Genomic DNA, 16,037 nt, shown 5'->3' on the forward strand with positions numbered 1-16,037 from the left:
GAGAGAGTGATGAACTATTCACGTTCCAAGGGCTTCGGGATGACACTGTTTATCGTGCTCCTGCTGACTCCGATCTACTGGCTCCTGAACATGTCGTTCAAGACCAACCAGGAAATTCTCGGCGGCCTGACGTTATGGCCACAGAATTTTACCCTGGCCAACTACGCTGTGATTTTCTCGGATTCAAGCTGGTACTCGGGTTACATCAACTCGATGATCTACGTGTCCATGAACATGACCATCACGCTGCTGGTTGCCTTGCCGGCCGCCTACGCGTTCAGCCGCTACAAGTTTGTGGGTGACAAGCACCTGTTCTTCTGGCTGCTGAGTAATCGTATGGCCCCCCCAGCAGTATTCCTGCTGCCCTTCTTTCAGCTTTATTCGTCAGTAGGGCTGTTCGATACCCACATTGCGGTGGCGCTTGCGCATTGCCTGTTCAACGTGCCGCTGGCGGTCTGGATCCTGGAAGGTTTCATGTCGGGTGTGCCGCGCGAGTACGACGAGATGGCCTATATTGATGGCTACAGCTTCCCCAAGTTCTTCGTGAAGATTTTCCTGCCGATGATTCGGTCAGGTATTGGCGTCGCTGCTTTCTTTGCGTTCATGTTCTCGTGGGTGGAGTTGTTGCTGGCCAGAACCCTGACCTCCGTGGACGCGCAACCCATTGGTGCCATCATGACCCGAACGGTCGGGGCAAGCGGTATTGACTGGGGCGTACTGGCGGCAGCCGGTGTGCTCACCATTATTCCCGGCGTGCTGGTGGTCTGGTTTGTTCGTAACCACATCGCCAAGGGCTTCGCACTGGGTCGGGTATAAGGAGACGTATCATGATTGAATGGATGAACTGGACACCAACGGTTGCGATTTTCTTTGCGGTGATTGCCTGCATCTTGCTGACGATGACCGTCTACGAAGTGGTTTCGCCGTGTACTGAGCGAAAAGGGTTCCTGCCGATTTCGACAACCCGGGGGGATCGTCTTTTCATCGGCCTGCTATCGGCGGCCTATATTCACCTTGCGTTCCTGGCTGTCAGCGACATTACTCTTTGGGTAGCGCTGGCGGTGTCGGTGGCGTGGCTCCTGGTGCTGTTGCGCTGGGGGTGATGGGGAATGGTGCCATCGGAGGGTGCCTTTGATTTTCGTTTGTCAGGGAGGGCCGAAAGAATCTTAGGATTTATCGCTCAAAACGGTTGTAAAAATTTCTATAACGAACTATTTTCTTTTTAATGATCGGAATCGAACATCCCTATTCGGCTCCGTTTCCAGGAATAGCGGTCAGAACGCTATATAGGGAAAGCCGAAACGTATTGGCGCAAGCTGTCGCGTTTCGAACACACCAAAACAAGACGAACGAGGTTGGATATGTTCAAGAACAATAAATATCCGAAAACCCTCCTTCTGAGCGCTGCGATTGGCTCGGTGGGATTGGGGCTCAGTTTTCAGGCCAGTGCAGATCAGTATTCTGATGCCGCCAAGAAGTGGGTTAACGAGTCCTTCAAGAAGTCGACTCTGAGCAAAGAAGAGCAGATGAAGGAGATGGAATGGTTCATCCAGGCCGCCAAGCAGTTCCGGGGCATGGATATCAACGTCGTCTCGGAAACCATTGCCACTCATGAATATGAATCCAAGGTTCTGGCTGAAGCATTCAGTGAGATCACCGGCATCAATCTGACTCACACGCTGATCCAGGAAGGCGATGTTATCGAGAAACTGCAGACACAGATGCAGTCCGGCCGGAACATCTACGACGGCTGGGTCAACGACTCTGACCTGATCGGTACCCACTTCCGCTATGGCAAGGTGATGCCCGTTGAGGACATCATGAACGGTGAAGGCAAGGATCTGACTCTGCCGACACTGGATCTGGATGACTTTATCGGTCTCGATTTCACCACCGGCCCGGACGGCAAGCTCTATCAATTGCCTGACCAACAGTTTGCCAACCTGTACTGGTTCCGTGCCGACTGGTTCGAGCGCGAAGACCTCAAGAAGCAGTTCATGGATATTTACGGCTATGAGCTGGGCGTTCCGGTTAACTGGTCCGCTTATGAGGACATTGCCGAGTTCTTCTCCGTACACGTGAAGGAAATTGATGGCAAGCGTGTCTACGGCCACATGGACTACGGCAAGAAGGACCCGTCACTGGGTTGGCGCTTCACAGACGCCTGGTTCTCCATGGCTGGCGCTGGCGACAAGGGCCTGCCGAATGGTTTGCCGGTCGACGAGTGGGGCATCCGTGTTGACGAATGTCATCCGGTCGGCGCCAGCGTCAGCCGCGGCGGTGCAACCAATGGACCCGCCGCTGTGTATGCAACCACCAAGTATGTTGACTGGTTGGAAAAGTACGCGCCGCCGGAGGCACCGGGTATGACATTCTCTGAAGCTGGTCCCGTACCCGCTCAGGGCGCTGTTGCCCAGCAAATCTTCTGGTATACCGCCTTCACTGCCAGCATGATCGAAGACGGTCTGCCGGTGGTCAACGAAGACGGCACCCCGAAGTGGCGCATGGCCCCCTCACCACGTGGGCCCTACTGGGAAGAAGGCATGAAACTGGGTTATCAGGACGTGGGCTCCTGGACCTTCATGAAGTCTACTCCTGAAAAGCGTCGCCTTGCGGCCTGGTTGTATGCACAGTTCACGGTGTCCAAAACCGTATCCCTGGAAAAGACCATCGCTGGTCTGACGCCGATCCGCGAGTCTGATATCGAATCGGATGCCATGACCGAAATGGCGCCCAAACTTGGTGGTCTTGTGGAGTTCTATCGCAGCCCGGCCCGCGTTCAGTGGTCGCCGACGGGTACCAACGTACCGGATTATCCGAAGCTGGCTCAGCTCTGGTGGCAGTATATTGCTCAGGCTGCAAGCGGCGAAGCAACGCCGCAGAAAGCACTGGACGGACTGGCGCAGGCGCAGGATCGTGTCATGGAGCGTCTCGAACGTGCCAGTGTCCAGGAAACCTGCGGTCCGAAGCTGAACGAGCCGCGGGATCCCCAGTACTGGCTGGATCAGCCGGGCGCACCCAAACCGAAGCTGGACAACGAAAAGCCGAAAGGCAAAACCGTCCGCTACGAAGAGCTGCTCAAAACCTGGGAAGAAGCTCGCGAGAGCTGATTTCTGAGGCGGCTCGAGTAGTCACTCAGTAAATCACTTACCTGTAGTGCCCTGCCGTTGTCCCGGGTTTCCTGGGGCAGCGGCAGACCTAACACCGTCAGGTCGGTGGGTCTTGGCCGGTTGCTTTCATTCCCCCCCTATTAGCATTTCAGGTGTTCCTCCGTGTTTAGCGGGTTGACCCTGCCGGCCCTTTTTCCGCCTTTTTGCACCTGATCCTTCCTTTCCAAATTCCGGGCCTGTCCAGGGCTGGCAGTAGGGGTTGATAGGGCATGAGAAAAATTTCAGTTATCCATCGTCTATACCTGGGCTTCGGTTTGCTTTGTGTGATCATCGCAGGCTGGGGACTGTTCAACGGCAATATGATGACATCCATTTCCGAGGGTACGTCTGCGGTAAAGGAGAGAATCTTCCCGTTTCAGCGTGCTGTCCAGGCTGTCGAGGCAACGACAGGTGGCAGTGGCATGGCAGTCATCTCGCTCGCCAGGGTGAGGGACAACCAGGAACTGGGATCCCGCTATGGAAGGCTGATAGATAAAATGACCGCGCTGGATAAGCAGGTGACGTCACTCGCTGCCGAAGCCGGCGAAATCCGCTTACTTACTGGGTTCGAGGAACCCGCGCAGCAGTACCGGGAGGCCCTTGGCACGCTGCAAAAACAAGCGGCCAGGCTTAGCGAACACCAGGCGGAGGTTATCCGGGTATCTGAGTCAGTGAACCGTGATTTATCCGACTTTCTTGCCAAAGCCTCGGAAATGAAACAGTTGTTGCTTCGTGAAGCATCAGCGCCCGCAGGGTCTGACATTTATCTGAAAGACCTGCTCATGACGGTCATGGGGAACCTGTCCAATATTGAACTGCTAATTATGCAATTGGTCAGCACCGACGATGCCGAACGGCTCAAAGCCGTGGTGGAAAACCTGCGATTCAACACCGTGACGGTTGAGCAGGATATTGAGGCCATCATTGGCGAGATTGCGTCGCTGGAGTCGCTTGCGCCTATCGCAAGCGATTTCTTTGAGTCGGTCAACAGTGAGGCCGGCATAGTCAGCCAGTATTACGATTACCGCAGCAACCTGCTGGCGGTGAACAGCACCGTCGCGGACATAGAGGCCGGGCTTGATAACCTCAACAGCCATATTGACCGGATGGTCACGGCAGCCGGAGAGGCCGCTGTACAGACCGTCGACAACCTGGATGCCACGGCGCGTTTCTCGGAACAGCTGGTGTATTACCTGGTGCCGCTAATCCTGTTTATTGCCGTTGTGATCTCGGTGTGGTTGGGGCGGTTGATCAGTATTCCTTTGCGCGCCACCGTCAATCACCTCTCGGCGATGGCTGGGGGTGACTATAGCCGCGAGCTGACGTTCCGCGCCAACGGCGAGTTTATTGAACTGAAAGAGTCGGCCAATAAGCTCGCAGCGGCCATGCGGGAGGTGTTGGGCAGCTTGCAGAAAGCCGGCGGTGAAATTACCGGTGTGGCGGCGTCCAACGCGGATTTTTCCCACGACCTGAGCCAGCGTATTCGGGGGCAGGCCGATGACCTCAATTCGATAGCGACCGCCATGACGGAGATGGAAGCGTCCTGCCATCACGTGGCGGAATCCGTCAGGGACACCCACCAACTGGTGGAGTCGGTGAACAGTCGGGTTGATGAAAGCAAAGAGACCGCCAACGCCAACATGGAGTGTGTGAATGAACTGGAAGAGCAGATACAGCAGACCTCCGGCAAGCTGAAAAAGCTGGAGAGTGCGTCCCACGACATCGGGCGCATCACCGAATCCATCGATGAAATCGCCAACCAGACCAACCTGCTGGCGCTCAACGCAGCCATTGAGTCCGCCAGGGCTGGAGAGTTTGGCCGTGGGTTCGCAGTGGTGGCCGACGAAGTCAGACAACTTGCCCAGAAAACCACCAGTAGCACGGACACCATTCGTGGCCTCGTCAACCGTCTCCAGGGGGATGCGGCCGAAGCCGTGAGTTCCATGGAAGACAGCTTCCAGCGCCTGGAATCGGTCAAGTCCCTGATCACCGATGCCTCCAAAGGCGTTGAAACCATTCGAGAGGCCGTCGACCAGATCCGCAATAGCGCGGAACATGTTCGTACCGGCATGGACGAGCAGGAAGACGTCAGCCGTTCGGTGTCGCGCAATGTTACCGAAATCAGCGGGTCGTCATCGGAAAACCTGGCGGAGATCGAACAACTGGTAGCGACCAGCGACCAGCTCAAGGCATCGATGAGTGATATCGAAGCGTTGATCGGGCGATTCCGGGTGTAGTCGAAACCGTTTGAAGTTCCTATTGGGGTTTTCCATATAACAAAATCATATGGAATTGTGTTCTTTTTCGCTTGTGAATGTTCGTAAACGAATATTAAAATCGAGTGAACTGTTCGATAGTGCACCTATGTGTGCGGAAACAAAAACAACACGAGCAAGTAGGTTAATGATTATGGAGCGTATTCAGTCCGTATTCGCCCGGGAAATTCTGGATTCCCGCGGTTTTCCCACAGTGGAAGTGGATGTTGAGTTGGGAAACGGAGTGGTCGGACGCGGTCGCGCGCCGTCGGGCGCCTCCACCGGTTCCAGGGAGGCCCTGGAAAAAAGGGACGGTGATCCTGATCGGTACAATGGCAAGGGTGTGCTGGGGGCTGTCGAAGCGGTTAACCGGCACATCGCACCAGCGATTGAAAACCGGGTGGTGTTTGACCAGTTGGTGATTGATCGGCTGATGCGCCACCTGGACGGCACCGATAACAAGTCCGGTTTTGGTGCAAACGGCATTCTCGCCGTGTCCCTGGCGGTTGCCGATGCCGCCGCCAACTTTCGACAGCAACCGCTGTACCGCTATCTGGCAGAACTCTATGGTTGCTCCGGTCCGTGTGTGTTGCCGGTACCCATGATGAACATCATCAACGGCGGTGCCCATGCAGACAATACCGTTGATCTTCAGGAATTCATGATCCAGCCGGTCGGAGCGCCCAGCTATAGCGAGGCATTGCGAATGGGTGTTGAAACCTTCCATGCACTGAAATCACTGCTGACCGAGAAAGGCCTTTCCACCGCCATTGGTGACGAAGGCGGTTTCGCGCCGGATCTGCGCTCCAGCGACGAGGCGTTGGATCTTATCCTGGAAGCGGTCGTCAGGGCGGGTTATCGGCCGGGCACGGATATCGTGCTGGCTCTGGACTGTGCCGCGTCCGAGTTCTATCGCGATGGCCGCTACGAGTTGTCCGGAGCCGGAGCAAGCTTTGACTCCGCCGGCTTTGCCGATTATCTGCTGTCGCTGGCGATGCAGTACCCCATCGCGTCCATCGAGGACGGTATGGATGAGGACGACTGGGATGGCTGGAAGCTGCTGACCGAAAAGCTGGGGGAGCGGGTGCAACTGGTAGGGGATGACCTGTTCGTGACCAATGCGTCACTGATCGCGGATGGCGTGCGGAAGGACATCGCCAATTCGGTTTTGATCAAGTTCAACCAGATAGGCACCCTCACGGAAACCTTTGAAGCCATTGGAACGGCACAGGATGCTGGCTACACCGCGGTTATATCCCATCGCAGTGGTGAAACCGAGGATACGTTCATTGCCGATCTGGCAGTGGCAACCAGAGCAGGTCAGATCAAGACCGGTTCCCTCTGCCGCTCTGACCGTGTCGCCAAGTATAACCGGTTGCTTCGTATCGAGCAGGACCTTGGCGCCCACGCTTTCTATCCCGGTGTTGGAGCCATTCGCTGTGCCCTGGATACCTGACACGTCGATACGAGGAATCACAGGAGACAAACCATGAGAAAACCCATTCTGATTGCGAACTGGAAAATGAACGGCAGCCTACACTCCAACCAGGCGTTGCTTGTGCGGATGTTGGCAAAGCTCCGCCCCTTTCGCAAAACAATTGATATGGCCATTTGCCCGCCGTTTCCCTATCTGTTCCAGGTGCGGGACCTGCTCGGGTACACCGGCATTGCACTCGGGGCGCAGAATGCCAGCCGTGCGACGTCCGGTGCACACACCGGGGAAGTAAGCGCCACCATGTTGCATGAAATGGGGTGCCGTTACGTATTGCTCGGGCATTCGGAGCGACGCGCGCTTTACCACGAGTCCGACGATGATGTTGCTGCCCGGTTTCAGCAGGTGCTCTCAGCTGGGCTGATACCGGTGATGTGTGTTGGCGAAACGTTGGAAGAGCGGGAGCAGGGGTGGACGATGAAGGTCGTTCAGCGACAGCTGCAGACGGTGATTGACCAATGCGGCATGTCCGGCCTGGCTGGCAGCATCGTTGCCTATGAACCGGTCTGGGCTATTGGCACCGGCAGGACCGCTACCCCGGAGCAGGTGGCGGACACCCACCGGGCTATCCGCCAGTTTCTGGAAAACTGTGAGACAGGCGCAGGGCAGTCCGTGCGCATTGTTTATGGTGGCAGTGTGAAAGCGGCCAACGCGGCAGCTCTGTTCTCGTCACCCGAAGTGGATGGCGGCCTGATCGGCGGGGCGTCCCTGCAGGCTGACGAGTTTTCAAACATTGGCGCGGCGCTGGCAAACACGGTTAACCCTGTGACATCGATGCTCACCTAGAGGTTGAGCGGCTGTCCGGCTTCCTTGCGTCTGGCTTCCCATTCCTGCCGGGTCTGGGCGGCCTCATCGCCGGGCATTGAGTCGATGATCTCGAAGTAGTCAGCCGAGTACTCGTCTTCCATGATCTGATTGCGGGGCTTAACCCTCACAACGTAGACCGTCTGGATGTTCTGGTGGTCGAAGTCGCGCCAGTACTGCTCGTCCTTCAGGAACGTGTACCGGTGGCCTTCCAGGGCTCGAATAAGCTGGCGTGTGTCCGTGGTACCGGTCCTTTCCACGGCATCCTTGTACTGGTAGACGATGCTGTAGGCAGAGGCCGCCGCGGTAGAGGGGCGCATCTCGTAGCGGCTTGAGAAGGCCTCTACGAATTCCTTACCGCGGGCGTAGTTGTACTGGTAGGGAACGCTCCACACCCAGGGCGATCCGCCAACGACCCCTTCCATAATGGTCGGGCCTACCTGGCGGGCCATGCCGAGCGTGAGGTTGGGTACCACCACCTGCATTTTCTTCGTCAAACCCATTTCGTAGGCGACGTTCAGCGCACGCACCATGTCGTCGCCAAACAACACCATCATCAGGACCTTCGCGCCACTTTGTTCCGCCTGTTCCAGAGCCTGGCGAAAATCCGTAATTAACGCGCGAGGGAAGGGTGTCTTAACGCCCTTGTGAGCGTCGGTGTTTTCGGTATTGGTGAATTTCCGGACCGATTTCTCTACCGACCAGCCCCAGGTGTAGTCTGCCGTGATGTAAAAGTATTCGTCGCCGGCATGCTGGGTATTGAGATATTGGCTCAGTACCTTCGCCGTCATCCAGGCATTATAGGGTTCGCGAAACATGTGACTGTGGCCGGCGGCGCCGGTGGTGGCGTTGGAGTAGGTCAGGGTTCCGAAGTAGATGCGGTTTCGGTCCCTTGCAGCTCTGCCGGAGGCAATGGCCACTGCGCTGGAAACGCCACCGAATACCATTTGCACCCCTTCGCGGTCGATCAGCTCAGCGGTGTTTTTGGCGCCCTTGTCCGGTTCGCCGGAGGTGTTGCGTATCACCAGTTCCACTTCGCGGCCCATGATGCCGCCGGCCTTGTTGATTTCATCGACGGCCAGGAAGGCGCCCAGGCGTTGTTGCAGGCCCTGGTCCTTGTAGCGGCCGGTCTGGGGGTAGTTGAGCCCGATTTTCAGGGTTTCCGCTGCAACGGGAGCCGTCGCCAGCAGGGTCAGTAACAAAGAGAGAAGCAGCTTCTTGCAGAGCATTGGCACAGGCCTCCTTGGTCGCGCCGGGCCGGTAACGCGGGCCCTGATATTGTTGTTGTGGATCAGGACCAGTGTCGCGGCTCTCTGCAAAAGCAACAATCGGACGAAGGTGGAAGTTGTGTAACGAATTGTCAGGCGTTGACGGACGTCACAACGCACTTCCGGGTCAGGCAACTGCGGTATTGCGAACCGATTCCAGAAGCCGGTACCAGAGGCCCCGTGGCATAGGGCTTCGAGCGCCATTGAGCGCTGAGTGAATACGCTCGGGATTCATGGAGCCCAGCACGGGTATGGGCGTTCCGGGAATCTGTCGTAACCAGGCGATAGCCAGGCCGGTGTCATCCAGACCGGTTTCTTCCCGAGCCTCTTCCATCAGCTCTGCCGGGATTCGGTCCGCCAGGCCACCACCACCCAGCGGAGACCACGCCAACCAGCGCAGTCCATCCGCAAGATGAGCTTCAAGGGTGCCATCGAACAACGGATCGGTGTGGAGCAGGGATAACTGGCTTTGATTGCACACCAGTGGTAGCGCGGTGTTCCGGGCCAGCCATCGCCATTGCTCGGGCAGGAAGTTGGAGACGCCGATCTGGCGAATCTTACCCGCGGACACCGCCGCTTCCAGCACTCGCGCGACGTCCTCGGCCTGCATCAACGGATCAGGACGGTGAATCAGAAAGGTGTCAATCTGTTCTACCGCCAGTGAGGCGATGGCCTTGTTGATCGCGTTCTCCACATAATCCGCTTCGGCCCGGTAGTGTTTTACTCGCCACTGCGAGGTGTCCCGGTCGGCCGGAACAATGCCGGTTTTGGTGATCACCTGCAGGTTTTGGGCCAGGGCCGGGTGAGCACGTAATGCATCCCCGAACAGCCGTTCACACTCGCCACCACCGTAGATGTCGGCATGATCGAACACGTTCAGGCCGTCATCCAGCCGCGCGGCAATCCAGTCCGCAAGCCGGGCGGGTTGCGTGAGGCTGGGATGGTCATGGAGCCGCATCATTCCCAGAATCAGGGGTGTTTCCGGTGTGAATCCTGCTGTTTGGGTGTTTTGCACGATTACTCCTTGCCGAAGGCGATCACCACCCGGTCGTCGCCGTGGGTTCTTGAAAAGACGTAGGGTTTGGTACTGAGTTGTTTGTGTTCCCCGGCACCAATTGCCGGGTGACGTGCCCGGAACTGGCCCAGCTTTGTCCAGTGGGACAGGACCGGCTGTGCCGTGCCATTTTCGATGTCGGCCCAGTTCATGTCTGAACGGGTGCCCTGGTGGCCGTCAGAACCCGTGGGCCCGAAAGCGCGGCCGGATTCGTCTCCGTAGAATATCTGACTGGTGCCCGGTGTAAACAGCAAGGCCGCAGCGACCCGCTTCTGCATCGCCGGTTTGTTGTCGGCAATGCGGCTGAAAAGCTGGGTGTCGTGGGATGAGATATAGCTCATGACGTTGAAGGGGGTGTCGCCGTGCATCTTGTCAGAATACTCGCTGTAGATGGGCTCCATGGCGGGCAGGCAAGCTGCACCGGCCTGGGCTTCCTCCTGCAGGTCAAAGTTGATGATGGCGTCGAATCCGGCATCAAAGTAGCTGCTTCGGGTCACAGTATGGGGGAATACCTCCGCGACCATCCAGAACTCTTCCGCTGGCAACGGCTGGCCGGGATTATTGGCGCGATAGGTGTCCAGTGCATCCTGAGCTTTGGTTTTCAGTTGTTTCCAGGCTTCCGGCTCCACGTGCTTGGCGGTGTCCACCCGGAAACCATCAACACCGAACTCGCGCACCCAATCGGTTAGCCAGGTGACCAGATAATCCCGGGCGGTGGCGTCTTCAAGCTGTGTGGCGCGGGTGTTTTCCTTGTTCTGCAGGAAAATGGGCAGGTCCACTGCCTGGGTGGATTCCGTCTTGAAATCCGGCAGGAAGGCGAGGGAGCCCCGTACCGGATCAATGGAGGCTTTGGGCGGCGTGTCGTAGTCGCCGATGCCGGCGCGAACCCAGTCCTTGCCCCACCAGTTGGCCCAGCCCGGATGATCGTAGTCGATCAACGCATGGTAGGCGTGGAAGTTCTCCCAGGATTCCGGTCGCCAGTCGCCCCATTGTTCAGGCAGGTGCTTTTCGAAGCCTTCGCGCAGCCCGCCAACGTTGAAGGTCTGCATATCCTGAAGGGTGGCGTAGCCCGGGTGGTTCATAACCACGTCCATAACCACGCGGATGCCGCGGGCATGGGCTTCTTCCACCAGGGTGCGGAATTCCTCGCGGGTGCCGAAGTTGGCGTCAGGGCGGGTGAAGTCCAGAGCGTAATAGCCATGGTACCCATAGTGTTGGAAGTCCCCTTGGTCACCACCGCCAACCCAGCCATGAATCTGCTCGAAGGGTGGGGTGACCCAGACGGCATTGACGCCGAGATCCTTCAGGTAGTCCAGCTTCTGTGTCAGGCCAGCAAAGTCCCCGCCGTGGAAGGTGCCGATTTCATCCTTGCCGTCGGGCTTGCGGCCGTAGTTCAGGTCGTTGTCGGTGCGGCCGTTGGCAAAGCGATCTGTCACGGTAAAGTAGACGGTCGCACCCGCCCAGGTGAAGCTCTGCTCCGGAGCGTCCATGGCTTCCAGCAGTAACAGGCCTTCGGCGTCCGGGGCCGGGGCGAGGGTGACCTGGCCATTTGTCACCTGTGCCTTGTTGCCACTGTAGTAGTCTCGCACCCAGTCGCCGTCTTTGAAGGCATTGCCGACGGTAACGGTCATCTCTGCCTGGGTGCCGGTGCACATCCCGCCGGTTGAAACTGCGCGGTTGTCCGAGGGTGGGGCGGCGGTCTCGAGCTGGCCACCGGCGCAGCCGGCAAGCGAGAGACACGTCACAAGGCTGGCGGTAAACCTGATTTTTTTCGGGGTCTGGCTCATGCAATGGGCTCCGGTTCCATTTATTGTTGTGGTTATCCAATCAAACCAGACCTGAACGGTGGGTGGTAGACGGAATTCACTACGCCTCACTACTCCCCCGTTCTACGCCTCAGGGAATGAAATCAGGGCTGATGCCAGCAACAGCAAATTGCAACACAGTTCGGTTACTCGCAATAAAAAGATTTGCGTTCAGCCCGCCCGGCCAACCTCGTGTCAGGGCGGACAACAAGAATAAGGCAGGAACAAGCAGAGGAAACACCTGATGAATCGTCGAACTTTTATCCGTAGTTCACTCGCAGCTTCCATTGTTGCAGCAACCTTTGGCATGTCCGCACCGGCTCACGCCGAGATCGAGGAAGGCAAGCTCCTGGTCTGGATCAATGGCGACAAAGGCTATGATGGCCTGCAGGAAGTGGGTGACTGGTTTACCGAGGAAACCGGCATCCCCGTTGAAGTGGCTCATCCAGACAGCGCCACTGACAAGTTCCAGCAATCCGCCGCCACGGGCAATGGCCCGGACATCTTTATCTGGGCCCATGACCGTTTCGGCGAATGGGCGCAAAGCGGCATCATTTCCGAGGTCAAGCCGTCACAGCGTGTTATCGGTGAGAACTTCGATTTCACCTGGGATGCTGTGACCGTCGATGGCAAGATGTACGGTTACCCCATGGCCGTCGAGTCCATTGGTCTGATCTATAACAAGGATCTGGTGCCCGAGCCGCCAACCGCCTTTGAGGACATTCCCGCCATTCACAAACAACTGGCGGAAGATGGCAAGCGCGCCATCCTCTGGGACTACAACAACACCTATTTCACCTGGCCAATGATTGCCGCGGCCGGCGGCTATATTTTCGCCCAGAACGAAGACGGCAGCTATGACGTCAAGGACACTGGCGTGAACAACGAAGGTGCCATGAAGGGCGCCAACATGCTCACAACCCTGATTGAAGAAGGCGTGATGCCTCGCGGTGCGGATTACAGCGCCATGGAGTCCAGCTTCAACAAGGGCGAAACGGCAATGATGATCAACGGCCCATGGGCCTGGGGTAACCTGGAGAAGAGCGACATTGACTTTGGCGTTGCCAAGTTGCCCACCGTCGATGGCCAGCCCAGCAAACCCATGGTTGGCGTGATGGCGGCGACTCTCAATACGGCCAGCCCCAATAAGGACCTGGCGGTAGAGTTCCTTGAGAACTACGCGCTGTCCGTCAAAGGCCTGAAAATGGTGAACAACGATGTTCCCCTGGGAGCCGTGGCCAACAAGGAATTTATGGACGAACTGTCGTCCAACCCGAATATTGCGGCGACGTTTGAAAACGCCCAGTTGGGTGAACCCATGCCGAGTGTGCCTGCCATGGGCGCTTTCTGGTCCTCCATGGGGCCGGCTCTGCAGAACATCACATCTGGAAGACAGCCCGTTGAGGACGCCCTGAACTCAGCAGCACAGCGCATTACCCGGTAATGCCCCTGATGGGAGTGCCGTCGGCCGCCGTGCCGATGGTTCTCCCAGCCGTGCTGACCTGTTGTTGTAAACCTGCCCTCGCCAGACGTTGGCGACGGCTTTAAACGGGCTGACTACAATGATAACGGAAACCCTGTCCTCCCCCGGAACCGAAAGCAGACTTCCAATGACCCGAATAATTCTAAAGTGGGGTGCCCTGGCCGCATTGGTAGGCATGGCGCTCTACCTGATACTGGCATTGTATGCCCAGCAGGAGTTCGTCTTCGCGATGCTGTTCCTGGTGCTGACGGCATCGGCGGTGTTTGTGTTCGTGAACAAGAAACTCTACGCCCATCGCTACATTTTCCCCGCAGTAGCCGGTATGGGGGTGTTTGTTATTTTCCCGCTGATGTACACGGTTGGTATTGGCTTTACCAACTACAGTGCCAGCAACCTGCTGAGTTTTGAGCAGGTGAAGGACAACCTGATGGACCGGACCTACCAGTCCGATTCCGTCCGCTATAACTATGAGCTTTTCAACACCGATGCCGGTTATGTGATCTACCTTGAGGGTAAGCACCAGAACTTGGTTTCGGCTCCGCTGGCGCTGGACGGTTCCGACACCAGCGCGCCGGTCTTACCCGCTTCGGATAAGCCGGCTGGCGAGCCGCTGGCCATTCGCGACATTATCCAGTTGCGATCGGAACTGTCGGAGCTGGACCTGCTGACCGAAGACGGGCGCGAGCTGAGCATGGCCAGCCTGCGTGCCTTTGCGGCCATCAACGCCCAGTTCACGTTGCACGACAACGGCAGCATCACCAACAACCAGACGGACGTGACCTACTTTCCGGACCACGACACCGGTTTCTACCGCAGTGCGGAAGGTCAGACACTGTCGCCGGGGTGGACCGTGAACATCGGCTGGGACAACTACCTGAAGGTGGTGTCCGACCCGAGCATTCGCGGGCCGTTCTTTGAGATCTTCGTATGGACGCTGTCCTTTGCCGTGGCAACCGTGGTGTTCACCCTGGCGCTCGGGCTGTTGCTGGCGAACCTCCTGCAGTGGGACCAGATTCGCGGAAAGGGCTTCTACCGCACCATGCTGATCCTGCCTTATGCGGTACCGGCGTTTATCTCGATCCTGGTGTTCAAGGGCCTGTTCAACCAGAACTTCGGTGAGATCAATCTGGTACTGGAAGGCCTGTTCGGATTGCGGCCTGACTGGTTCAGTGACCCGGCGCTGGCGCGAACCATGATCCTGATCGTTAACACCTGGTTGGGCTACCCCTACATGATGTTGCTCTGCATGGGCTTACTGCAGGCGATACCGAGGGATCTCTACGAGGCCTCCGCGATGGACGGGGCAGGGCCGGTGAACAACCTGTTCAATGTCACCCTGCCGCTGATCATCAAGCCATTGATGCCGCTGCTGATCGCAAGCTTTGCGTTCAACTTCAATAACTTCGTCCTGATTGCGCTATTGACCGGTGGCGCGCCCGATATTATCGGCGCAAGCACACCTGCGGGCACCACAGACCTGTTGGTGAGCTACACCTACCGCATCGCGTTTCAGGATTCCGGACAGAACTTTGGCCTGGCGGCTGCGATTGCCACAGCCATCTTCCTGGTGGTTGGCGCCCTGTCGCTGATCAACCTGAAACTGTCCAAAGTCAAAGTGTAAGGAGCTACCCATGGCAATGGTTCAACCCCGCTCCACCAAGTATCGCGTTCTGGCGTCCCATCTCGGGATGCTGGGCTTTATCGTGATCATCCTGTTCCCGCTGCTGATGGTGATCTCCATCTCCTTCCGCAGCGGTAACTTTGCAGCCGGCAGCCTGCTGCCGGAGAACCCTTCGCTGGAACACTGGTACCTGGCGCTGGGCATTCCCTACACCGGGGAGGACGGCACGGTCACCCAGCCGCCGTTCCCGGTATTGTTGTGGCTGTGGAACTCCATCAAGATCGCAGTGATCTCTTCGGTGATGATCCTGGCCCTCTCGACCACCAGTGCCTACGCCTTCGCCCGCATGCGTTTTGCAGGCAAAGGCTTTGTGCTCAAGTCGATGCTGATCTTCCAGATGTTCCCGCCGGTGCTGTCCCTTGTGGCGCTGTATGCCCTGTTTGATCAGATAGGCAACCATGTGAGCTGGTTGGGACTGAACACCCACGGCGCGGTGATCGTGGCCTCGCTCGGCGGTATGGCCTTGCATATATGGACCATCAAGGGCTACTTCGATTCCATCGACCGCTCTCTGGAAGAAGCCGCCATCGTGGATGGGGCAACCACGTGGCAGGCGTTCCGCTACATCCTGCTGCCGTTGTCGGTACCGATCCTGGTGGTGGTGTTCATCCTGGCCTTCATCATGACCATCATGGAATACCCGATGGCATCCGTGTTGCTGGTGGACACCGACAAGCTGACCCTGGCGGTCGGCGCGCAGCAGTACCTGTACGAGCAGAACTACCTGTGGGGCGATTTTGCCGCTGCTGCCGTGCTCTCCGGGCTGCCCATTACGCTGATCTTCCTGTACTGCCAGAAATGGATTGTTGGTGGGCTGACAGCCGGCGGCGTCAAGGGTTGATGCCGCTGGACTGAATTGAACGTTCTCCTACGCCGCCACGGAGGATCCCGGGCGGCCCTTCCGCGAGAAATGCGTCTTCCTTTTCCGCACTTCGCGACCCGGTCAGGCTAATACCCCCCCCCTGCTGACCGGGCTTTTTTGATTCCCCTGTCAGCCCCCAACCACAACTTGAGCATTATCTGTCCGCTGAACAGTGGCGGAGGTC

12 protein-coding genes are annotated in these 16,037 nt (G+C 57.5%); 9 read left to right on the forward strand and 3 right to left on the reverse strand.

The window, feature by feature from the left end:
• The first annotated feature begins 9 nt into the window (after positions 1-9).
• From ACTRWH_RS06930 to tpiA, 6 genes are all read left to right on the forward strand, one after another.
• Positions 10-816 (forward strand): carbohydrate ABC transporter permease, encoded by an 807-nt coding sequence (locus tag ACTRWH_RS06930; protein ID WP_007155503.1) that lies wholly within the window; start codon positions 10-12, stop codon positions 814-816.
• An 11-nt stretch (positions 817-827) separates the two neighbouring features.
• On the forward strand, positions 828-1,103 hold the full coding sequence (locus tag ACTRWH_RS06935) for a DUF2160 domain-containing protein (protein ID WP_007155504.1): 276 nt from the start codon (positions 828-830) through the stop codon (positions 1,101-1,103).
• 258 nt (positions 1,104-1,361) lie between these two features.
• A complete protein-coding gene (locus tag ACTRWH_RS06940) occupies positions 1,362-3,110 on the forward strand; it encodes an ABC transporter substrate-binding protein (RefSeq protein ID WP_085680143.1) in 1,749 nt (582 codons plus the stop codon).
• Positions 3,111-3,379: 269 nt separating this feature from the next.
• Positions 3,380-5,386 carry a methyl-accepting chemotaxis protein gene (locus tag ACTRWH_RS06945; RefSeq protein WP_085680145.1) on the forward strand — a complete coding sequence of 669 codons (2,007 nt, stop codon included), beginning with the start codon at positions 3,380-3,382 and terminating at the stop codon, positions 5,384-5,386.
• Positions 5,387-5,558: 172 nt separating this feature from the next.
• On the forward strand, positions 5,559-6,860 hold the full coding sequence (eno, locus tag ACTRWH_RS06950; RefSeq protein WP_085681988.1) for a phosphopyruvate hydratase: 1,302 nt from the start codon (positions 5,559-5,561) through the stop codon (positions 6,858-6,860).
• A gap of 33 nt (positions 6,861-6,893) precedes the next feature.
• Positions 6,894-7,682 (forward strand): triose-phosphate isomerase, encoded by a 789-nt coding sequence (tpiA, locus tag ACTRWH_RS06955; protein ID WP_126812291.1) that lies wholly within the window; start codon positions 6,894-6,896, stop codon positions 7,680-7,682.
• Here tpiA and ACTRWH_RS06960 read toward each other — a convergent pair.
• The 3 genes from ACTRWH_RS06960 to ACTRWH_RS06970 form a co-directional block, all read right to left on the reverse strand.
• Positions 7,679-8,929, reverse strand: coding sequence for a substrate-binding protein (locus tag ACTRWH_RS06960; protein ID WP_091641391.1), 1,251 nt, complete (start codon positions 8,927-8,929; stop codon positions 7,679-7,681). The two genes, tpiA and ACTRWH_RS06960, sit on opposite strands and share 4 nt — an antisense overlap.
• Positions 8,930-9,095: 166 nt before the next feature.
• Entirely contained in the window at positions 9,096-9,983 is an 888-nt protein-coding gene (locus ACTRWH_RS06965) for an aldo/keto reductase (protein WP_226909930.1), read from the reverse strand.
• Positions 9,984-9,985: 2 nt separating this feature from the next.
• On the reverse strand, positions 9,986-11,809 hold the full coding sequence (locus ACTRWH_RS06970; RefSeq protein ID WP_462826163.1) for an alpha-amylase: 1,824 nt from the start codon (positions 11,807-11,809) through the stop codon (positions 9,986-9,988).
• A 262-nt stretch (positions 11,810-12,071) separates the two neighbouring features.
• Between ACTRWH_RS06970 and malE the strand changes: the two genes are divergently transcribed.
• The 3 genes from malE (at position 12,072) to malG (ending at position 15,832) form a co-directional block, all read left to right on the forward strand.
• Positions 12,072-13,271 (forward strand): maltose/maltodextrin ABC transporter substrate-binding protein MalE, encoded by a 1,200-nt coding sequence (gene malE / locus ACTRWH_RS06975; RefSeq protein ID WP_085680153.1) that lies wholly within the window; start codon positions 12,072-12,074, stop codon positions 13,269-13,271.
• A gap of 166 nt (positions 13,272-13,437) precedes the next feature.
• The gene (gene malF, locus ACTRWH_RS06980) at positions 13,438-14,931 is read left to right on the forward strand and encodes a maltose ABC transporter permease MalF (RefSeq protein WP_085680155.1); all 1,494 of its coding nucleotides are present in this window, start codon (positions 13,438-13,440) and stop codon (positions 14,929-14,931) included.
• A gap of 10 nt (positions 14,932-14,941) precedes the next feature.
• Positions 14,942-15,832, forward strand: a complete 891-nt coding sequence (malG, locus tag ACTRWH_RS06985) for a maltose ABC transporter permease MalG (RefSeq protein WP_041335489.1) — start codon at positions 14,942-14,944, stop codon at positions 15,830-15,832.
• Positions 15,833-16,037 lie beyond the last annotated feature (205 nt).

This window comes from Marinobacter sp. G5_S1_61_S3 (assembly GCF_054968585.1).